The sequence below is a fragment of the Streptomyces sp. NPDC002181 genome, from assembly GCF_042890485.1.
Classification (GTDB): Bacteria; Actinomycetota; Actinomycetes; order Streptomycetales; family Streptomycetaceae; genus Streptomyces.
Genome location: NZ_JBIASC010000012.1, coordinates 114,165 through 133,516, shown reverse-complemented (window position 1 = coordinate 133,516; position 19,352 = coordinate 114,165). Strand labels below are relative to the sequence as shown.

The following is a 19,352-nucleotide window of genomic DNA, read 5'->3' as shown; positions in this document are numbered from 1 at the left end:
GGTCCAACAGGTGCGGTTGATGCGGGGGCCCTCCTTGAAGGCTAGCGGGGGCCTCGCCACGCTGTGTAGGGAAGCTGAACACTCAGAGTGGAAAGGTGACATGTCATGGTGCTCACAGCCAAGGAGCGGATGCAGGCGGCGGAGGAGGCCGTCCGGCAGCTGAAGGAGTCCCTCGCCGGAGTCGGGGTCACACTTCCCTCGCTGGACGTGGACGGGGTCTCGGCGGCGGGGACGTACGGGCTGCCGTTGATCGACCTCGGCCGCTGCAACGTCACCACCGCGCTCCGGCTGGCCGTCGTCCTGCACGAGCGGGCCCGTCCCGCGTGAGCGAGGCCGCCCTGGAGGGGTGCCTCGCGGCCGCGCGGGCCTGGGAGTTCGAGCTGGCCTGGAAGCTGCTCCTGATGGCCGCCGAGCGGGGCCCGAGCCTCGGTTACAGCACCGATGACCTGGTCCGCTTCCTGCGGACCGCAGCTGGGTCGGGCCCCGCGGGGGTGGTCAGACCTTGACCGTGGCGAGGCGTGTGCCGCAGAGGGCCGTCAGGTCTTCCGGGTCGGAGGTCAGCACGGTGACCGGCCCGGGCGCCGCCAGAGCGGTGGCGGCGAGCATTGCGTCGATGGCGTGCTTGTGCCCGTGCAGTCCCGCTTCGCGGAGCAGGTCGGTGGCCCGGTGGGCGATCTCCTCCGTGACGGGTTCGACCACCACGCGGGACAGCGCCCACTTCAGTGCCGGCACGTTGATCTGAGGGTGGACCACTTCGACGAGGGTGGCCGTGCTGGTGATGACACGGACGTCCCGGGCGTGGGCTGCCGCCAGCCAGCCCACGGTTTCACGGTCGCGGGAGATGTACTTCGCGAGTCCCTCGCTGTCGAGGACGAGGGTGCCGGCGGGGGCGGCCTTCCGGGGTGTCATGCGGCGCTCCGCCCGTCTTCGGCAATGGCCGACTCTTCCTTGTGCGCACGCACGAGGAAGTCGCCCTTCTCGCGGATTTCCTCGGCTGTGATCGGGCCGATCTCTGCCTCCGCGACGGCGATGAGCTCGGCGAGGTTGTCGCGCTCGATCTGGCGGGCCACGGCGGCGGTGACGTAGGCGGACAGGCCCGAGGGGCCGCTGCGGGCGCGAGCGGCCTCGGCGACGTCGCGGGGCATCGAGATCGAGTACTTCTGGGTGGGCTCGCTCATGCCACCCATGCTACTTCTGATGCCACCGCCGTGTCCGGCATGTGGGGTGAGGGAATACATGTGCATAGGCTGCTGGCATATGCGACCCACGGAGCGTTCTTCGCCGCGCGTTAGCTCGATGGTGTGATCATGCGGCGAGTTCCAGGCGGCGACCCGTCAGTCCGTGCGCAGGCGGGCGTGGAGGTGTTCGTCGTGCCAGCCGTCCGCGTGGAGGAGGGCCCCTCGCATGGTGCCCTCCAGGGGGAAACCGGCCTTCTCCGCGATGCGGCAGGACGCCGGGTTGGCCACGGAGTGGGTGATCCGCAGGCGGTGCAGGCCGAGCTCCTCGAAGGCCCAGCGGCTGACCCGGTCCGTGGCCCCGACCATGGTCCCGCTGCCACGGCCGGCGGGCAGCAGCCAGTACAGGATCTCCCCGCTCCCGCCCGCCAGATCGAGGTCGGCCAGGCCGATCAGGCCCACGGGCAGGCCGCCTGCCTTCGGGGCGATCGCCCAGATCGCGGCCTTCTCCGCCTCCCAGTTGGCGCGGTAACGCGCGATGCGCTCCTCGGCCCGGGCCTCGGTGAACCGGCCGGTGCGGTTCCAGTGCTGGATGTCCGGGTCCGTGCCGGAGGCGACCAGCACGGGGGCGTCGTACGGCTCCCAGGGCCGCAGGAGCCACCCGCCCGGGAGGTCGAGCACGGTCTGGGGCAGCGCGCTCATCCGGCCGGGCGGGACGACGGGGGGTATCTCCATGCCGGAGAGTATGCCGAGGCTCCGGCTCAAGAGCCCAGCGCGTCCTCGATGTTCTGCTGCCAGTACGTGACCGTCAGCGAGCTGTCGTAGTAGACGCCCTTGGCCGGCAGGGACGGGATGGCGGACGCGCCGCCGCTGCTGTTGGGCGTGCGGCCCTGGAAGGCGATCGTGAGCTTCTGTCCGGTCGTTCCGCCCTCGCCGCTGCCGTCGGCCGCCGCCAGCATGGCCGCCGCGTGGCCCGACTGGCCGGGCGCGAGGGACACCACGGCCTGGGGGCGGGTCTCCTGCCGCGGGGCCGGGGCCCACTGCATCTCGTCGAAGCGGAGGACCGGGTAGTACGTCAGGTCGCAGGACTTCGAGCCGGTGTTCTTCACCGAGATCAGCATGTGGTTGAGCGGTCGGGCGACCGGCTGGACGGTCACCTCGGTGTTGGAGCCGTTGCACAGGACGCGGTTGCCCGCGGCGGCGGCCGGGTCCGACGAGCCGCCCTTCGCCTCTCCGGAGCCGGAGCCGGAGCCGGTGCCGGATCCGGTGCCCGAGCTGGTGCCCTTGCCCGTGCCGGTACCGGTACCGGTCTTCGTGGAGCCCGGGGCGGGGGTGCTCGGGGCGGGGCTCGTGGCGCCCGTCGGCGAGGGGGTCGCCGTGGTCGAGTCCGAGGCGGTCGCGGCTCCTCCGTCCTTGAGGCCCGTGCCGTTCTGGCACGCGGTGAGGGCGAGCGCGGCGAGGGCGACGGCGGCGGCACCGGCGAGACGTCGGGTCGTACGGGTGGTGCGGAGCGCGGTCATGGCTGATCGCCTTTCATATGGCCCGGCAGGGGAGGCGGTTCGTCGGAACCGGAGCCGGGAGCCTTGTGCTTGGATGACCTCAGCCTGTGCGGTGATCCGTCCCAGCCGCGGCACCCGAGGGGCAGTCAGGGACGCTGGGATGCTGAAGCAGGCTCTGAGCTGCTGAAACAGCCTGTTGCTGGGATGCGTGACGGGACACGGGGTGGGAGGAACGGTGTCGGAAGACACTGCTGATGCCGGGTTCGCCCGGCTGCTGCGAGAGCTGAAGGACCGGTCCGGGCTCAGCTACGGAACGCTCGCCAAACGGCTCCACATGAGTACGTCGACCTTGCACCGGTACTGCATCGGCGACGTGGTCCCCGCGGACTACGCACCGGTCGAACGGCTCGCCCGCCTCTGCAAGGCATCGCCCGGGGAACTCGTCGAACTGCACCGGGCCTGGGTGCTGGCGGACGCCAACCGCCCGCGCAAGGGCGGTGAGCCGGGCGCCAGGACACCGAGCGCGGAGGCGCCTGCGGAGGCGCCCGCAGAGACGCTTCCGGCCGACCCGGCCGACCCGGCCGAGCCGCTTGCCGAGCCTGCCGGTCCGCCCGCGCCGAACGGGCGCCGCCGGATCCGCACGGCCGTCCTCGCGGGGATCGCCGTGGCCGTCGTGGCCGGGGCGGTGGCGCTCACCGCGTACCTGCCGGCACGAGACGGCGACGTCCGGGAGCGCCCCGCCGGTGCCGTGTCCCTCGCGGACGGCGCGGGACAGCGTACGGACGGCGGGACGACGGGAGCGCCCGAGGCGGCACGGTCGGGAGCCTCGCCCTCGCCCTCGGACTCCGCGCCGGCGGCCGACGCCGCCCCCGCCGCCCCCACCGCGAGCCCTTCCCCCGCCGGTCGCGGCGGCGACACGGCGTCCGGTACGCCGGTGAAGGTGACCACCCAGCCCTACACCTGGGAAACACCGTGCAACCAGCACTACCTGATCGAGAGGCCTCCGGCCCAGGTGGCCCCGCCGCCCCTGGGACGGGACGCGCCCGCGTGGGTGGGGGCGGTCGGAGCCGTGTCCGCGGGCGAGCAGTACGTCACGCTGACCCTCCAGGGCACCGGCAAGGAGACGGTGGTCCTGGACAGCCTGACCGTCCGTATGGCGGGCAAGCGTGCGCCGCTCGCCTGGAACGACTACGCCATGGGCTACCCGGGCGTCGGCTGCGGCGCCGGGGTGCCGACGCGCTCCTTCACCGTCGCCCTCGACGCCGTGCGCCCGGCCGTCGTACCCGAGGCGGGGCAGCCGAACTTCCCGTTCAAGGTGAGCGAGTCCGAGCCGGAGGTGTTCTACGTCAAGGCCGACGCCTCCGCGTACGACGTGAGCTGGTACCTGGAGCTCGCCTGGTCGAGCGGGTCCCGCCACGGCACCGTCACGATCGACAACAACGGAAAGCCCTTCCGTACCAGCGGTCACAACGGGCGGCCCGGCTACGAGTTCCCCCTCGGCGGCGACGGCTGGGTCCCGGCGGGAACGACTTCCTGACCGGCCGGACCGCCACGCCGGACGATGGCGCAGGTGTAGGCGGCGGCGCCGTCAGGTCATCGCCGGTTCCTTGTCGGAGTCCGCGGTCGGGGCCGCGTCCGCCACGGGCTGCGGGTCGGTGTTGAGGTCCGTCAGCATCTGGCGGGTGAAGCCGAAGAACCAGGTGGCGGCGAAGCCCACCAGGTAGCCGACCGCGAGGCCGCCCGCGTAGACGGCGATGGTGACGCCCGCGCCGGATTCGCCGTCCAGCAGGGGGAACAGGGCCCAGCCCGAGGGGCCGATGGCGGTCGAGCCGAAGGCGACGCCCAGCTGGTTGAACAGCCCGACGAACGCCCCGCCCGCCGCGCCGCCCGCGCATGCGGTGACGAAGGGGCGCCCGAGCGGCAGTGAGACCCCGTAGATCAGCGGCTCGCCGACGCCCAGGAAACCGGCCGGGAGCGCGGACTTGATGGTGGTGCGCAGGGACCGGTTGCGCGGCAGCCGGCAGTAGACCGCCAGCGCCGCGCCGACCTGGCCCGCGCCCGCCATGGCGAGGATCGGCAGGAGGGCGGTGTGGCCGGTCTGCTCGATGAGGGTGGTGTGGATCGGGATCAGGGCCTGGTGCAGGCCCAGCATCACCAGCGGCAGGAACAGCCCGCCGAGGACCAGCCCCGCGAAGGCGCCGCCGCCGGCGAGCATCCAGGTGGCGAAGGAGCCGATGGCGGTGGCGACCTCACCGGCGAGGAACATCAGGCCGTAGATCGTCACCAGCCCGGAGGTCAGGACGGTGAGGGTGGGGGTGACCAGCGCGTCCACCGACTCCGGGACCCACCTGCGGCACAGCCGCTCCACGTGGACGGCGAGGAAGGCGGCGGCCAGGGCCCCGAGGACCCCGCCCTGCCCGGGGGAGAGGTGCTGGCCGAAGGCGTCGATCTTCGCGACGCCGGGGAAGACGATGACGGCGGCGACGGCGCCGCCCAGGATCGGCGTGCCGCCGAACTCCTTGGCCGTGTTGTAGCCGACGAAGACCGCGATCAGCGACATGAACCCGGAGGCGATCGCGGCGAGCGCGGGGACGACGGCCGGCAGCCAGCCGGTGTTGAGCAGTACGCCGTTCAGGCCCGCGATGATGCCGCAGCCGATGAGCGCGGGGATCAGCGGGACGAAGACGTTCGCGATCCGGCGCAGGAACAGCTTCACCGGGGTGCTGTTGCGGGCCTTCTGCGCCTGCTTCAACGCGGCGCCCCGGTCGGCCAGTTCCCCGGCGGTGACCGGAGCCCCCGCGGTCCGGGGGGACCGGCCCTCCTCGACCAGCGCCTCGAACTCCGGGGTCACCCGGGCGACCGCCCCCGGCCCGAGCACGATCTGGTACGTGTCGTCCTCGACGACGCCCAGCACCGCGGGCAGCGCCCGCAGTGCCGCGTCGTCGACCAGCGAGCGGTCGTGGAGCGCGATGCGCAGCCGGGTCATGCAGTGGGCGACGGAGCCGATGTTGTCCGGGCCGCCGACCAGGGGGAGGATCGCGGCGGCGGTGGCGCGGTTCTTGTCAGTGGACATGTGGTGATCGCCTTGCGTCGGGGAACGGGGCAGTCAGCGGGTCAGGAGGCCGAGGCCGAGGCCGAGGTCGAGGTCGAGGCCGAAGTCGTGGCCGTGGCCGTGGCCGTGGCCGAGGTAGTGGTCATGGCCAGTGCCTCGCGGAGGTGGCCGTGCGCGGCCGTGAGCAGTTCGGCGGCCGCCGGGCCGTCCACGCCGCCGAGCAGGACGAGCACGGCCTGCTTGACCTCGCCGCCCGCGGCGTCGAGCGCGGCCTCGATCTCCTCGTCCGGCGCGCCGGTGGCCAGCGCCACGATCCGGCGGGAGCGGGCGCGCAGCTTCTCGTTGGAGGCGCGCAGGTCGACCATCAGGTTCCCGTACGTCTTGCCGAGCCGGATCATGGTGATCGTCGAGATCAGGTTCAGTACGAGCTTCTGCGCGGTGCCGGCCTTCAGGCGGGTGGACCCGGTCAGCAGCTCGGGCCCGGTGACCGCCTCGATGCCGTGTTCGGCGGCGGCGGCCAGCGCCGAGCCGGCGTTGCAGGACAGCCCGACCGTGAGCGCGCCGCGCGTACGGGCGTACTCGACGGCGCCGATCGCGTACGGGGTGCGGCCGGAGGCGGAGATGCCGACGACCGTGTCGTCCGGTCCGATGTCCAGCGCGGCGAGGTCCGCGGCGGCCAGCTCCTTCGAGTCCTCGGCGCCCTCGACGGACCGGACCATGGCGCCGGGCCCGCCCGCGATCAGGCCGACGACCTGCGCCGGGTCGGTGTTGAAGGTGGGCGGGCACTCGCTGGCGTCCAGGACGCCCATCCGGCCGGCCGTGCCGGCGCCCGCGTAGACGAGCCGCCCGCCGCGGGCCATCCGCGGCGCGATGGCGTCGATCGCGGCCGCGATCCGCGGCAGCTGCGCGGCGACGGCGGCCGGGACGCCGGCGTCCTCGGCGTTCATGGTGCGGGCGATGTCCAGGGTGGACAGCCGGTCGATCTCGGCGAGTTCGGGGCGGAAGGCCTCGGTGGTCAGGGTGTCGAGCTGGGCGCGGAGTACGGCGTACGAGCCGTCGGCGTGCGAGCCGTCGGCGTACGGGCTGTCGGCGTGCGGGCCGGTCATGGGCGGGGGCTCCTGGCGGATCGGCGGGGGGCGAGTGCCTCGTACGAGGCGGCGAGCGCGGGCGCGGCGGTCTCGTACGTCCGCTGCGCGACGGCGACGAACAGGCAGTCGACGACGAGGAGCTGGCTGGTCCGGCTGGACATGGCGGCCGGGCGCAGCCGGGTCTCGCGGGCGGCGGAGGTGGCCAGTACGAGGTCGGCGTAGTGGGTGACGGGGGCGTTCGGGCGGCCGGTGAGCGCGATGGTGGTGGCGCCGCGCTCGAAGGCCGTGCGGAGGGGGTCGATCACGTCGCCGGTCGCGCCGGAGTGGGTGATCGCGACGGCGGCGTCGCCGGGGCGCAGCTGGACGGCGCCGGTGACGGCCAGGTGGGGGTCGCCGTGGGCGTGGGCGACGAGGCCGATGCGCAGCAGCTTCTGGGCGAGGTCCTGGCCCACGAGGGCGGAGGCGCCGACGCCGTAGACGTCGATCCGGCGGGCGGTCGCGAGCGCGGTGACGGCGGCGGCGAGCGCGGTCAGATCGAGTCCGGCGGCGGTGTCGGCGAGGGTCTGGGCCTCCTCGTGGGCCAGTTTGGCGACGACGTCGGCGATCGGGTCGTCGACGGCTATGTCGGCGGTGACGGCGGGGGCCGCGCCGGTCTCCTGCTGCGCGGCGAGCGCGGCGAGGGCCAGGCGCAGATCGCGGTAGCCGGGGTAGCCGAGGAGGCGGGCGGTGCGGACGACGGTGGCCTCGCTGGTGCCGGTGCGGGCGGCGAGGGCGCTGACGGTGAGGCGGGAGCAGCCGGCGGGGTCGGCGGCGACGGTTTCGGCGACGGCCTGGACGGAGCGGGTCATGGAGGGGCCGAGGCTGCGGACCCGGGCCCGCAGCGGGACGGTCTCCGGGTGCGCTCCGCTGAAAGTTACTTTCGGGTCGTCGCTCATCTTTGAAATCTATTTTCGGCCGCGGCGGCGGTCAAGGCACCATTCGGGCACCGGTACGGGAACGACCTTCACCACTTGGGCCGTACGGGTTCACAATGGGCGCATGGACCACGCGACCCCCCTGGAACAGGCGCTTCACGTCGCCCGCGCCCTCGTCCTCGCCGATCTCGCCGCGGGCGAGGTCGCGGACGCCGATGTCGTCTCCCTCGTCGAGGACTCGGTCACGCACCGCCGGTGGTGGGTGGAGCAGTGGCCGGAGGGGGTCGACTACCTCGCCGGACTCGTCGCCCAGGACGTACAGGACGCGCTGCTGGAGAAGTACGGGCGCTGGCCGCTGTGCCCGGTCTGCTCGCACGGCGATCCGCACGCGCTGGACGTGGAGCCGGAGTTGGGACCCGATCCGCACTGGGTCTGTGCGAAGGCCGGTGTGAAGGTCGCCGCGGTCGGCGGCCTCGCGCCCGTGTTCGGCGCCGGCCGGTGAGCGGCCGGTGACGCTCTACATCGACCCGCCGACCTGGCCGGGCCACGGCCGCATGTGGTCGCACCTGGTCAGCGACGTCTCGTACGAGGAACTGCACGCCTTCGCGGCGTCGATCGGCTGCCCGGCGAAGGCGTTCGAGCGGGACCACTACGACGTGCCCTCGCACCGCTACGCGGACGCGGTCGGCGCGGGCGCGGTGGAGGTCGGCAGCAAGGAACTGGTCCGCCGCCTGACGGCCGCGGGCCTGCGCCGCCCGAAGGGCCGTCCGGCGGCGTAGCGGCGGGAGGGCGCCGGTCAGTGGGCGGCCGGGGCCGTGGTGGCCGGGGCGGCGGTGGCCGGGTCCGCAGTGGTCGAGCCGGCGGTGGTCGAGTCCGCGGTGGCCGGGGCGGCGGGCCGTGGTGCGGAGGACGCGATCAGCCGGGTCGGGGGCTGCGGGTCGCGGGTGTGCAGGCGCAGGGCGATCGCGCCCAGGGCGATGGCCGTCACCGTCATCGCGGCGCCCGCCCAGGCGGTGGCGGCGAAGCCGCGGCCGGCGTCGATGACCGCGCCGCCGAGCCAGGGTCCGCCCGTGTTGCCCAGGTTGAACGCGGCCGTCGTGGTGGCTCCGGCCAGGGTCGGGGCCGCGCCCGCCACGTTGAACATGCGGGCGTTGAGCGCCGGCGCCGTGGCGAACGCCGAGACGCCGATCAGGAACGACAGGCCGATGGCCGCCACCGCCGAGGAGGCGAAGAGGGCCAGCGCGAGCAGGAAGACCGTGGACGCGGTGATCCCCCACAGCATCACGCCGAACAGGTGCGCGTCCGCGATCCGCCCGCCGATCGTCGTACCGACGAGCGCGCCGATCCCGAACAGCGCGAGCACCCACGGCACCCAGCCGGCGTCCAGTCCGGCGACCTCCGTCAGCAGCGGCGACAGGTAGCTGAAGGCGCAGAAGACACCGCCCGCGGCCAGTGCCGTGACGCCGATCGACAGCCACACCTGGCGGTCGCGGTAGATGCGCAGCTCGCGCGTGAGGGTGGGCCGTACGGCGGGCCGCGGGATGTCCGGGATCAGCGCCAGGATGCCGGCGAGGGCGACCGCCGAGGCCGCGCCGACCGACCAGAACGCGGACCGCCAGCCCAGGTTCTCCCCGAGGAAGGCGCCGGCGGGGACGCCGAGGACGTTGGCGATGGAGAGGCCGCCGATCATGACGGCCATGGCGCGGGCCCGCTGGTCCTTGTCCACCATCGCGATGGCGACGGCCGCGCCGACCGCCCAGAAGCCGGCGCAGGCGAGCGCGGAGACGACGCGGGAGGCGAAGAGGAGCTCGTACGAGGGGGCCAGCGCGCCCGCCACCTGCCCGAGGCCGAAGAGGCTGATGAGGGCGATGAGGGTGGTGCGGCGCGGGAGCCGCAGGGTGGCCACCGCCAGCAGCGGCGCCCCGATGACCATGCCGATCGCGAAGGCGGATATGAGCAGGCCGGCCTGCGGGATGGTGACGTCCATGTCCCGGGCGATGGGCGGCAGCAGCCCCGAGAGCATGAACTCGCTGGTCCCGAGCGCGAACACGGACAGGCCGAGGACGTGGACGGCGACGGGCATGCGGGAGCGTGCTGCGGCGGAGGGCATGCTCTGCACGAACCGCCGCGAAGCGGATCTCATTCCCCAGCGGCCAGAAGGGCCAGCTCGGCGGCGAGGTTGCGGCGGGCCGGGGCCTCCCAGTGCGCGGCGCCGTACGGGGTGCGGAAGAGGCGGGGCAGGCCGAGCAGCTGGCGCAGTACGGCGGCCCGGCCGGCGCGGAAGGCGTCCTCGGGGACGAAGCCGTACTCGGCCCGGACGGCGGCCGCGTACGCCGCGTACGCCTCGGGCGCGCCCGCGAGCACCGCCAGGTCGGCGTCGCAGAGCACCTCGCCGTTGGTGTCGCCGGGGGCGGGGTCGTGGGTGACGGTGAGCCGGACCAGGCGGGCGACCTCGGCGGTGCGGGCCGCGCCGATGCCGAGCTCGGGCAGGGCGCGCTCGGCGAGGGCGGCGCTGCGCTCCTCGTTCTCGGAGCGGTCGGGGCGGTAGACGGCGTCGTGGAACCAGGCGGCGAGCTCGACGGCGGCGGGGTCGGCGGCGTGCGCGGCGAGTTCGTCGATGCGCGCGAGCACGTCGGCCAGGTGCGCGGTGGTGTGGTACCTGCGCTGGGGCTCCGCCCAGGCGGCGAGGAGGCGGTCGGCGTACGGGCCGGGGTCGCGGCCGGCGGCGGCGCCGGCCGCGGCGGCGGTCGCGTGCCAGCGGGCGCGGAGCGGGGCGGTGTCGGGCTCGGTGTCCATGCGCACATTGTGCGGGTGGCGTGATTGTGCTGGTGGAGGGTGGGCGGAGGCCCGTACTCTAGATATTGGACTAGACCTATTTTCCATACCAGCAGCTTTCCGGAGGAGTGGGGCCCAATGAGCAACCGTGCAGTCCTGGAGGTGATCGCCCTCGACGCGGAGGACGCGGTCGCGGCCCAGGAGGGTGGGGCGGACCGCCTCGAACTGGTCACCGACATGGCCGCCGACGGGCTCACCCCGCCGCGCGAGACCTTCGCGGCGATCAGGGCGGCGGTCGACATCCCGCTGCGCGTGATGCTCCGTACGGCCGACGGTTTCTCGGCGGGCTCGGCCGCGGACGTGGAACTGCTGGCCGCGCGGGCGCGGGCGCTGCGGGCGGAGGGGGCGGACGAGTTCGTCCTCGGGTTCCTGGACGCGGACGGCGGTCCGGACCTGGCCGCGATCGAGGCGGTCGTGGCGGAGCTGGGCGGCTGCAAGTGGACCTTCCACCGGGCCATCGACCGGGCCGCGGACCGGGACCAGCTGCGCAAGGCGCTCGCGGAGCTGCCGGAGTCCGCGGCGCCGGACACGTACCTGACGGCCGGGGCGGCGGCCGGCGTCGACGCCGGGCTGCCGGTCCTGCTCGCCGAGGCGGCGCGCCGCGGCGAGCCGGGCTACACCGCGCAGATCCTGGTGGGCGGCGGGCTGGCGCTGTCCCACCTGCCGGCGCTGCTCGCGGCGGGGATCGACGCGTTCCACATCGGCGGCGCGGCCCGCCCCGACGGCTGGACGCGGCCGGTGTCGGCGGCGGCCGTGGCCGACTGGCGCGCGGCCCTGTCCTGAGGCCGGGCCGGAGGACGTACCGTCCTCCGGCCCGATCCGTGATCCGTGATCCGTGGCCCGTGATCCGTGATCCGTGATCCGTGATCCGTGATCCGTGATCCGTGGCCCGTGGCCCGTGATCCGGGAGACGGCCTCAGACCAGCTCCGCCGGCAGCGCGGCCGCGTGGAGCAGGGTCAGGCCCGACACCGCTCGGGTGAGGCAGACGTACAGCCGGCGCAGCCCGGTCCGCTCGTCCGGCTCGCCCGACACGATCGCCGCCGGCTCGTCCAGGACCACGTAGTCGTACTCCAGGCCCTTCGCCAGCGAGGCCGGAACGAGGGTCAGGCGCGAGACCGCCGTCGTCTCCTCACCCGGCGACAGGTACGCCATCCCCGCCTCCTCCAGCGCCCGCGCCAGCTCCGGGATCCGGGCGTCCGCCGCGATCAGGCCGATCGAGCCCTCGTGGCCCAGCGAGGCGCGGCACGCCTCGATCACCGAGGCGGTCAGCTCGGCGGGGTCCACCGCGGGCGCCACGACCAGCGAACCCGGCGTCTCACGCACCGAGGAGACCGGTGACAGCCCCGGCGAGATCGACGGCAGCAGCCGCGAGGCGTACGCGATCACCTCGCGCGGTACGCGGAAGCCCGCCGTCAGCTCCTCCAGCACCGCCTCCGCCTTGCCCAGGTGGGAGAGGGCCTCGTCCCAGCTGCGCGTGGCCCACGGGGTCGTGCCCTGTGCGAGGTCGCCGAGCACCGTCGCCGAGCCGGTCGTACAGCGCCGCCCCACCGCCCGGTACTGCATCGGCGACAGGTCCTGCGCCTCGTCGAGGACGACATGGCCCAGCGAGTGCGTGCGCTCCACCAGGTCGGCCGCCTCGTCGATCAGGACCAGGTCGGCCGCCGACCACTTCGCCGACTTCACGCTGCGGAACGGCTTCGCCCACAGCAGCAGCTCCTGCTCCTCGTCCGAGAGCACCCCTGCCGCGTGCTCCGCCAGGAACCCCGCGTCCGACAGCAGGCGCAGCACCAGCTTCGCCGGCTCCACGGCCGGCCAGATCGCCTTGACCGCCGCCTTCACGGCGGGGCCCCGGGCCACCGAGTCCTGGACGCGGTCGTCGGGGGCCTCGCCCGCCTGCTCCATCCGTACGAGCACCGTGTGCGCGATCCGCTGCGGCAGCGCGTCGCGGGCGGCGCCGTAGCGGATGTCGCGGCCCTGGAGCTCCGCGACGATCTCCTCCAGCTCGTACGCCGGCACCCGCCACCGGCGCGATCCGCGCACCACCATCAGCGGCTCGGCGGGCGGGGTGACGTGCGAGCGGACCGCGCGGCGCAGCACCTCCGCCATGCGGGCGTCGCCCTTGACGACGGCGGTGGCGGCGGCGTCGGCGCCGCGGATCTCCAGGCCTTCGCGGGCCACGAGGTCCTCGACGGTGGCCTGCTTGACCTCCAGCTCGCCCAGCGCCGGCAGGACCTGCTCGATGTAGTGCAGGAACGAGCGGTTCGGTCCGATGACGAGCGTGCCGGTGCGGGCGAGCCGCTCGCGGTGCGCGTACAGCAGGTACGCGACGCGGTGCAGGCCGACGGCCGTCTTCCCGGTGCCGGGGCCGCCCTGCACGCAGACGGAACCGGACAGACCGGAGCGGACGATCTCGTCCTGCTCGGGCTGGATGGTCGCGACGATGTCGCGCATGGGGCCGACGCGCGGCCGCTCGATCTCCTGCTGGAGCAGCTTGCTGACGGCGGCCGCCTCCGAAGGGTCGGAGAGGTGCTCGTCCTCGTAGGCGGTGAGCTCGCCGCCGGTGTAGCCGAAGCGGCGGCGCAGGGCGATGTCCTGCGGGTCGTTCTTGGAGGCCCGGTAGAAGGGCTGGGAGACGGGTGCGCGCCAGTCGATGACCATGGGGTCGCCGTCGGCGTCGTGGACGTGGCGGCGGCCGATGTAGAACTGCTCGCCCTCCGCGCCCTCGGCGAGCTCGGCGCCGGGTGCGTGCAGGTAGTTGAGGCGGCCGAAGAAGAGCGGGGTGTGCGCGAGGTCGGCGAGGGCCTTGATCCGGTCGTCGATCTGGGCCTGGAGGACGATCGCGTTGACCCAGTTCGCGGTGACGTCGCGGATGTCGAGGGCCTCGACGTCCTCGCGCATGGCGCGGAGCGCGGCGCGGGAGGCGGTGAGGTGGGCCTGCTCGCGGGCGAGGGGATGGGCGGAGCCGGAGCCGGAGCCGGAGCCGGAGCCGGAGTCGGAACGGGAGCCGGAGTCGGAACGGGAGTCGTTGTCGCTGTTGTCGTCGATGCCGGTCTCGGGGGCGTGCGCGGACACGGAAATGCCTCCAGCTGCTGATCGGTACGGAACGGAGCCCGCCGGTTTCCGGCCGGCGGGCGGCTCTCCCCGAAACGGCGGCGGGAGGCGGCAAGACCGGAAATTCTAGTCAGTGCGCGGACGCGGCGCGAACGGATTCGAGGGCCGAAAGTCCCCCGGAGGGGTGGGGCCGTCCGGGTGCCGTACCGGCGGTGTCAGACCTCGGACAGATCCACTAGGGGGTGGCATGGGCCGCGAGGAGTAGGCGGGAGGGCCCGGGGTTCCACCTGCAGACCGATGTGATATCCGGGAAGGGGACGCACCATGGATACATGAGCACCGCAACCTTCACTCCGATCCGGGGCGGCCGCCCTAGCGGCGCCACCGCCACCTCCGACTCCCGCCCCCGCCACCTGGTGGGCAACGCCCTGCGCGCCGCGAAGGTCTTCGCGTCCGCCGCGGTGAGCGTGGTCGTCCTGGGCGAGTACGCCGAGGACGCAGGCGTCATACGCCGCTGACCGCGGCCCCTGCTCCGCCTGGCCGGATAGCGGCGGGGCGGCCGCGGTGATCCACTAGGGTCACGCGCGTGACCCGGAGTCTCCCTTCCAGCCCGCCGACGTCGCCCCTGGTCGGCGTACTGGTCACGGGCCCGCTCCTCGTGCTGGGCGTGCTCTGCATCGTGGTGCGGATCCCGATCGCCGACGGCCTCGCCGCCGGTTTCAGCGCCGACGAGTGGCGGCCTCCCGCCGCGTACCCGCCGTTCGCGGCGATCTTGTTCACCCCGGCCGCCTGGCTGCCCTCCGGGGTGCTGAAGGCCGTCTTCGTGCTCGGCAACGCGGGCCTGCTCGCGCTGCTGATCCTGATGTCCTGCCGCCTCGCGGGACTGCGGGCCCGGCCCGGGCCCGTCCTGGCCGCCACGATCGCCGGGCTGTGGGTGGAGCCGCTGTTCCAGAGCCTGCTCGCCGGGCAGATCAACCTGGCGCTGGCCTGCCTGGTCCTGTGGGACCTGCGCCGGCCCCGCGGCGCCCTCGGCAAGGGCTTCGCGCTGGGCACGGCCGCTGGGATCACCCTGACTCCGGCGCTGCTGATCCCGTACCTGCTGCTGACGGGCCGGGTCCGGGCCGCGCTGACGGCTTCGGGCGCCCTCGCCGGCACCGCCCTGCTGGGGCTGCTGGTCCTCCCGCAGGACTCCGCCGCCTTCTGGGCCCGGCACCTGCCCGCCCCGGGCCGGGCCCTGCTGCCGGACTGGCCGCACCTGTGGGTCTGGGCCGTCCCGCTGCTCGCCCTCCTGGCCCGGGCGGCGGCCCGCCGCCGCCCGAAGCCGCGGCCGGACCTCGTCCTGATCCCGCTCCCGGTCCGCAGATCACCCCTCGGGCAGCAGGACGTCCGCGTCGTCGAAGATCCTCGGCACCACGAGCAAGGGCCCGGGCCCGGGCACTTGCCGGTCAGTCCGTCGGTCAGTCCGTCGGTCAGTCCGTCGGGCCGTCGGCCGTCAGGAGGTCGTCGGCGTCCATGATGCGGTAGGCGTAGCCCTGTTCGGCCAGGAAGCGCTGGCGGTGGGCGGCGAAGTCCTGGTCGATCGTGTCGCGGGCGACGACCGAGTAGAACCGCGCCTCGTGGCCGTCGGCCTTCGGGCGCAGGACGCGGCCGAGGCGCTGGGCCTCCTCCTGGCGGGAGCCGAACGTACCGGACACCTGGATCGCGACCGTGGCCTCGGGCAGGTCGATCGAGAAGTTCGCGACCTTCGACACCACCAGCACGCTGATCTCGCCCTCGCGGAACGCGTCGAAGAGCTTCTCGCGCTGCGCGTTGGACGTCTCGCCCTTGATGACGGGCGCGTCCAGGTGCTCGCCGAGTTCGTCGAGCTGGTCGATGTACTGACCGATGACCAGCGTCTGCTCGCCCTTGTGCTTGGCGACGAGCGCCTCCGTGACCTTCCGCTTCGTCGCCGTCGTCGCGCAGAAGCGGTACTTCTCCTCCGTCTCGGCGGTCGCGTACGCCAGCCGCTCGCTCTCGGTCAGGTTCACCCGGACCTCGACGCAGTCCGCCGGCGCGATGTAGCCCTGCGCCTCGATCTCCTTCCACGGCGCGTCGAACCGCTTGGGGCCGATCAGCGAGAACACGTCCGACTCGCGGCCGTCCTCGCGCACCAGCGTCGCGGTCAGGCCCAGGCGGCGCCGCGCCTGGAGGTCGGCGGTGAACTTGAACACCGGCGCCGGCAGCAGGTGCACCTCGTCGTACAGGATCAGGCCCCAGTCCCGGGAGTCGAACAGCTCCAGGTGCGGGTAGACGCCCTTCCGCTTCGTCGTCAGGACCTGGTACGTGGCGATGGTGACCGGCCGGATCTCCTTGCGGGTGCCGGAGTACTCGCCGATCTCCTCCTCCGTCAGCGAGGTCCGCTTGACCAGCTCGTGCTTCCACTGGCGGGCCGAGACGGTGTTCGTGACCAGGATCAGGGTCGTGGCCTTGGCCTTCGCCATGGCCCCGGCCCCGACCAGCGTCTTTCCGGCGCCGCAGGGCAGGACGACCACGCCCGAGCCGCCGTGCCAGAAGCCCTCGACGGCCTGCTGCTGGTACGGGCGCAGCGCCCAGCCGTTCTCCTCCAGCTCGATCGGGTGCGCCTCGCCGTCGACGTACCCGGCGAGGTCCTCGGCCGGCCAGCCCAGCTTCAGCAGCGTCTGCTTGATCTGCCCGCGCTCGGAGGGGTGCACGGCGACGGTGTCGGGGTCGAGCCGGGCCCCGACGAGCGGGGCGACCTTCTTCGAACGCAGGATCTCCTCCAGCACGGGCCGGTCGGTGCTGGTCAGGACCAGCCCGTGCACGGGGTGCTTGGAGAGGGTGAGGCGGCCGTAGCGCGCCATGGTCTCGGCGACGTCGACGAGCAGCGCGTGCGGGACGGGGTAGCGGGAGAACTCGACGAGCGCGTCGACGACCTGCTCGGCGTCGTGCCCGGCGGCCCGCGCGTTCCACAGGCCGAGCGGGGTGATCCGGTACGTGTGGATGTGCTCGGGGGCCCGCTCCAGCTCGGCGAAGGGGGCGATGGCCCGCCGCGCCGCGCCGGCGAGCTCGTGGTCGACCTCGAGAAGCAGTGTCTTGTCGCTCTGGACGATGAGAGGCCCGTTCACAAACGTCCCTTTCCTGCGTGGGGTGGCCGCCCGAACGCGGACGGCCAAACCTCCAGTCTGCCGCATCCGCCCGGTGGGGGGACAGCCATCGCCGCCGCCCGACACGAGCCGCCCGGCCCCACCCTCACCGCACGACGGGTCCGCCCCCCGACCGCCGGTCGTCGAGCCGCTTGCGGATGGCGGCAACCATGGGCAGCGCCTCCGCCGTCTCCGGCGTGGAGGGCCGGCCATCCACAGGCCGTGGCCGAACTGGACGCGCGTCTGCTTGGTCACCCGCACGGGCAGGCCCGGGGAGGCAGCCCCGGCAACAGTCAGCGGGACGATGCGCAGGGCGGGCCGGGCCCGGGGAACGGCGGAGGGGCCCGGCACGTGGTGTGCCGGGCCCCTCCGGGGTGCGGTGGTCAGGCGCGGGTCGCGCGGCGGCGGCGGGCGCCGAGCCAGGCCGCGCCGCCACCGAGGGCGACGAGGACGGCGGCCAGGCCGGAGTACAGGCCGGTGTTGGAGTCGGCGCCGGTGTGGGCCAGGGAGCCCGTGGCACCGGTGGCCTTGGTGTTGGTGGTGGTGGTGGCGGCCGCGGCCGTCGTGGTGGAGGACGACGGGGACGGGCTCGCGGAGGGCTGCGTGGTGGCGGACTTGCTCGGGGTCGGCGAGGGCGACGTGGTCGCGGTGGCCGGGGCGAGCTGGAACTTGGTCTCGGCGCCGGAGAACTCGGTGGTGTTGCCCTCGGCGAGGGCGACGCCCGCGTTCAGGGTGACGTCGGTGGCCTTCTTGAAGTCCGTGTTCGGGCCGAACGAGGTCCGCAGGTGCACGACGCGCTCGCCGGAGGCGGCGCTGAAGCCCGCCGGGATCGTCGGCAGCATGAAGTTGTACGGGTCGGCGGTGCTCACGCCCTGCCACTTGCCGTTGACCAGCATCTCCAGCTGGAGGTTGGGGACCTTGGCGTCGGTGCCGAAGTACGCGCCCAGCGAGGTGTACAGCGCCGTCTTGAACTCGCCGTCGCCGGTGAGCCGGTAGGTCACGTCCATCTCGCGGCACTGGAGCGCGGGGACGCCCTTGCAGTCTCCGACGTTCTTGAACGCGGTCTCCAGCTTGCCCGTCTTGACCGACGGGTCCGTCTTGAAGGTCAGGGAGGCGGTGTTGCCCTCCGCCACCTCGCCCGAGTAGCTCGTGGCCGTCAGCTTGAAGTCGCCGTTGGTGCTCGGGTAGCTCTTGCCGAGGCCGATCGTGACCTTCCAGGTCATCTTGGCGCCCGCCGGGATCTCGAAGCCCTCGCCGCCCGACTTGCCCGCGGGGCGGAACAGGCCCTGCCACTCGCCGTCCTGCTGCCCGATGGAGGACTCGGTCGCCGGGGCGTTCAGGCCCCCCTCGACCTTGAAGACGACGTCGCTCTGCGTGAGCGGGCTCGCGCCGGCGTCCTGGAGGAGCAGCCACGGGTGGAAGGAGCTGGGCTTGTCCGTGGTGTTGGTGGCGGTCAGCTCGAAGGTCTCCGTCGCACCGCCGCGGGTCAGCGGGCCGCTCGGCGCCGGGGCGCCCATGGTCATCTTCAGCGCGCCGTGGTTGTCGGCGGCCGGCGCGGCGTACGCCGACAGCGGCAGCAGGACGGTACCGGCGACGGTGGCGACGACGGCGGTGGCGGCCGCGGTGCGGAAGGAACGGCGGGTGGCGGTGCGAGCGGACATGGTGGACTCCCCCCAAGGAATCACGAAGGCAGGCGAGCAGCGCAGAGCGGTGGCGGCCGGCGGAACAGACGGAAGATGACGTGCGAGGTGCCGCGGCGGAGCGCCGGTGGCGGGTGGTGCGAGTGGTGCGGGGTTCTCGCTCCGGCGCCGGTTCGACTTCCTCGGCCGCTTGCTGCGATGAACTGATCTTCACACATTGTGGATCACCAATCCATCGCCCGTCTGTCACTGCTCTGCAACAGGGAACGGAGGGCCTTCCACCCCATCTGAGCTGCGAAAACGATGCACCGCATTCCGCTTGAGGATCGCCGTCCGGCTACGCGCCCAGGTGCTCCAGCGGCCCCGCCGGGTACGGGGTCTCCACCGGCAGCAGCGCCCGCGCCGCCGCCTCGTCGCCCGAGCGGACCAGGCCGTGGATCTCCCGGGCCAGCGCCGTCACGTCACGGATGGAGACCGTCCACTCGTCGGCGTACGCACGCGAGGTGGGACCGGACAGTCCCAGCTGGAGCGAGCGGTGGGACAGGGGGTTCAGGTGCAGATCGCGCTCCGGGTCCCACTGGACGCGGGCGCTGCTCCCGCGCAGGGCGCGCCGCCAGGACTCCCGGTCGGGGTGCGTGCGGGGTTCGTAGTGCGACAGGCAGGCGTCGCGCAGCGCGTGGTCGAAGCCCTCGCGGGTGATCTCGACGGCCAGCACGGTCTCCTGGCCTTCCTTGGCGGCCCAGCCGCAGCGGTACATCATCCACAGGAACGACGGCTTGATCCACGTCATGCGCTCCCGCTTCCAGGCGGGCGGGAACCGGCCGTCGCGGGCCGCCGGCAGGCCGAGCGCGGGTGAGTACGCCTGGTAGACGGTCACCGTGGTGTCGGTGTGGGCGGCCCTGATCTGCCGTTCGGCTCGTACTTCTTGCATGGGCACAAGGGTGCTCGGCGCCG

At 73.5% G+C, this 19,352-nt stretch carries 21 protein-coding genes; 8 read left to right on the top strand and 13 right to left on the bottom strand.

Annotated elements, in window-relative coordinates; genetic code table 11:
- Window positions 1–105 precede the first annotated feature (105 nt).
- Both ACFYXV_RS26410 and ACFYXV_RS26405 read left to right on the top strand, forming a co-directional pair.
- The gene (locus tag ACFYXV_RS26410; RefSeq protein ID WP_030858527.1) at window positions 106–327 is read left to right on the top strand and encodes a hypothetical protein; all 222 of its coding nucleotides are present in this window, start codon (window positions 106–108) and stop codon (window positions 325–327) included.
- Window positions 324–506 (top strand): hypothetical protein, encoded by a 183-nt coding sequence (locus ACFYXV_RS26405; RefSeq protein WP_389384206.1) that lies wholly within the window; start codon window positions 324–326, stop codon window positions 504–506. Before ACFYXV_RS26410 ends, ACFYXV_RS26405 begins: the two co-directional genes overlap by 4 nt.
- Here the strand turns inward: ACFYXV_RS26405 and ACFYXV_RS26400 are convergent.
- The 4 genes from ACFYXV_RS26400 to ACFYXV_RS26385 all read right to left on the bottom strand — a co-directional run bounded on the left by ACFYXV_RS26400 (window position 496) and on the right by ACFYXV_RS26385 (window position 2,695).
- Complete coding sequence (locus ACFYXV_RS26400; protein ID WP_385467085.1) at window positions 496–909, bottom strand: PIN domain-containing protein; 414 nt, start codon at window positions 907–909, stop codon at window positions 496–498. The two genes, ACFYXV_RS26405 and ACFYXV_RS26400, sit on opposite strands and share 11 nt — an antisense overlap.
- Entirely contained in the window at window positions 906–1,178 is a 273-nt protein-coding gene (locus ACFYXV_RS26395; protein ID WP_385467088.1) for a CopG family transcriptional regulator, read from the bottom strand. Before ACFYXV_RS26395 ends, ACFYXV_RS26400 begins: the two co-directional genes overlap by 4 nt.
- A 156-nt stretch (window positions 1,179–1,334) precedes the next feature.
- On the bottom strand, window positions 1,335–1,910 hold the full coding sequence (locus ACFYXV_RS26390; RefSeq protein WP_389384205.1) for a GNAT family N-acetyltransferase: 576 nt from the start codon (window positions 1,908–1,910) through the stop codon (window positions 1,335–1,337).
- Between the two features lie 26 nt (window positions 1,911–1,936).
- Window positions 1,937–2,695: a DUF4232 domain-containing protein gene (locus ACFYXV_RS26385; RefSeq protein ID WP_389384204.1), complete on the bottom strand. Its 759-nt coding sequence runs from the start codon at window positions 2,693–2,695 to the stop codon at window positions 1,937–1,939.
- A gap of 214 nt (window positions 2,696–2,909) precedes the next feature.
- On the opposite strand from ACFYXV_RS26385, the gene ACFYXV_RS26380 reads away from it, so the two are divergent.
- Complete coding sequence (locus tag ACFYXV_RS26380; RefSeq protein ID WP_389384203.1) at window positions 2,910–4,211, top strand: helix-turn-helix domain-containing protein; 1,302 nt, start codon at window positions 2,910–2,912, stop codon at window positions 4,209–4,211.
- 51 nt (window positions 4,212–4,262) lie between these two features.
- Here ACFYXV_RS26380 and ACFYXV_RS26375 read toward each other — a convergent pair whose 3' ends face one another.
- From ACFYXV_RS26375 to ACFYXV_RS26365, 3 genes are read right to left on the bottom strand one after another with little or no spacing between them, the layout of a single operon-like run.
- Entirely contained in the window at window positions 4,263–5,747 is a 1,485-nt protein-coding gene (locus ACFYXV_RS26375) for a PTS transporter subunit EIIC (protein WP_389384202.1), read from the bottom strand.
- 41 nt (window positions 5,748–5,788) lie between these two features.
- A complete protein-coding gene (gene murQ, locus ACFYXV_RS26370) occupies window positions 5,789–6,832 on the bottom strand; it encodes an N-acetylmuramic acid 6-phosphate etherase (protein ID WP_389384201.1) in 1,044 nt (347 codons plus the stop codon).
- Complete coding sequence (locus ACFYXV_RS26365; protein WP_389384200.1) at window positions 6,829–7,749, bottom strand: MurR/RpiR family transcriptional regulator; 921 nt, start codon at window positions 7,747–7,749, stop codon at window positions 6,829–6,831. The genes murQ and ACFYXV_RS26365 overlap by 4 nt, the downstream gene beginning before the upstream one ends.
- 103 nt (window positions 7,750–7,852) lie before the next feature.
- Between ACFYXV_RS26365 and ACFYXV_RS26360 the strand changes: the two genes are divergently transcribed.
- Window positions 7,853–8,230, top strand: coding sequence for a hypothetical protein (locus ACFYXV_RS26360; RefSeq protein ID WP_099891255.1), 378 nt, complete (start codon window positions 7,853–7,855; stop codon window positions 8,228–8,230).
- 7 nt (window positions 8,231–8,237) lie between these two features.
- The gene (locus ACFYXV_RS26355) at window positions 8,238–8,507 is read left to right on the top strand and encodes a DUF4031 domain-containing protein (RefSeq protein ID WP_030858500.1); all 270 of its coding nucleotides are present in this window, start codon (window positions 8,238–8,240) and stop codon (window positions 8,505–8,507) included.
- A gap of 17 nt (window positions 8,508–8,524) precedes the next feature.
- On the opposite strand, the gene ACFYXV_RS26350 is transcribed toward ACFYXV_RS26355, so the two are convergent.
- On the bottom strand, window positions 8,525–9,811 hold the full coding sequence (locus ACFYXV_RS26350; protein WP_389384247.1) for a Cmx/CmrA family chloramphenicol efflux MFS transporter: 1,287 nt from the start codon (window positions 9,809–9,811) through the stop codon (window positions 8,525–8,527).
- Window positions 9,812–9,867: 56 nt separating this feature from the next.
- Window positions 9,868–10,524: a hypothetical protein gene (locus ACFYXV_RS26345; protein WP_385467110.1), complete on the bottom strand. Its 657-nt coding sequence runs from the start codon at window positions 10,522–10,524 to the stop codon at window positions 9,868–9,870.
- A 117-nt stretch (window positions 10,525–10,641) separates the two neighbouring features.
- Between ACFYXV_RS26345 and ACFYXV_RS26340 the strand changes: the two genes are divergently transcribed.
- Window positions 10,642–11,346, top strand: coding sequence for a copper homeostasis protein CutC (locus tag ACFYXV_RS26340; protein ID WP_385467113.1), 705 nt, complete (start codon window positions 10,642–10,644; stop codon window positions 11,344–11,346).
- 133 nt (window positions 11,347–11,479) lie between these two features.
- On the opposite strand, the gene ACFYXV_RS26335 is transcribed toward ACFYXV_RS26340, so the two are convergent.
- Window positions 11,480–13,462, bottom strand: a complete 1,983-nt coding sequence (locus ACFYXV_RS26335) for a HelD family protein (RefSeq protein WP_385467277.1) — start codon at window positions 13,460–13,462, stop codon at window positions 11,480–11,482.
- 485 nt (window positions 13,463–13,947) lie between these two features.
- Between ACFYXV_RS26335 and ACFYXV_RS26330 the strand changes: the two genes are divergently transcribed.
- Window positions 13,948–14,133 (top strand): hypothetical protein, encoded by a 186-nt coding sequence (locus tag ACFYXV_RS26330; RefSeq protein ID WP_030858490.1) that lies wholly within the window; start codon window positions 13,948–13,950, stop codon window positions 14,131–14,133.
- A gap of 68 nt (window positions 14,134–14,201) precedes the next feature.
- Window positions 14,202–15,131, top strand: a complete 930-nt coding sequence (locus ACFYXV_RS26325; RefSeq protein ID WP_389384199.1) for a glycosyltransferase family 87 protein — start codon at window positions 14,202–14,204, stop codon at window positions 15,129–15,131.
- Here ACFYXV_RS26325 and ACFYXV_RS26320 read toward each other — a convergent pair.
- The 3 genes from ACFYXV_RS26320 to ACFYXV_RS26310 all read right to left on the bottom strand — a co-directional run bounded on the left by ACFYXV_RS26320 (window position 15,085) and on the right by ACFYXV_RS26310 (window position 19,329).
- Window positions 15,085–16,740 (bottom strand): DNA repair helicase XPB, encoded by a 1,656-nt coding sequence (locus ACFYXV_RS26320; protein WP_385467119.1) that lies wholly within the window; start codon window positions 16,738–16,740, stop codon window positions 15,085–15,087. The two genes, ACFYXV_RS26325 and ACFYXV_RS26320, sit on opposite strands and share 47 nt — an antisense overlap.
- Window positions 16,741–17,141: 401 nt before the next feature.
- A complete protein-coding gene (locus ACFYXV_RS26315) occupies window positions 17,142–18,419 on the bottom strand; it encodes an LPXTG cell wall anchor domain-containing protein (protein ID WP_389384198.1) in 1,278 nt (425 codons plus the stop codon).
- Window positions 18,420–18,735: 316 nt separating this feature from the next.
- The gene (locus ACFYXV_RS26310; RefSeq protein WP_385467125.1) at window positions 18,736–19,329 is read right to left on the bottom strand and encodes a DUF4291 domain-containing protein; all 594 of its coding nucleotides are present in this window, start codon (window positions 19,327–19,329) and stop codon (window positions 18,736–18,738) included.
- Window positions 19,330–19,352 lie beyond the last annotated feature (23 nt).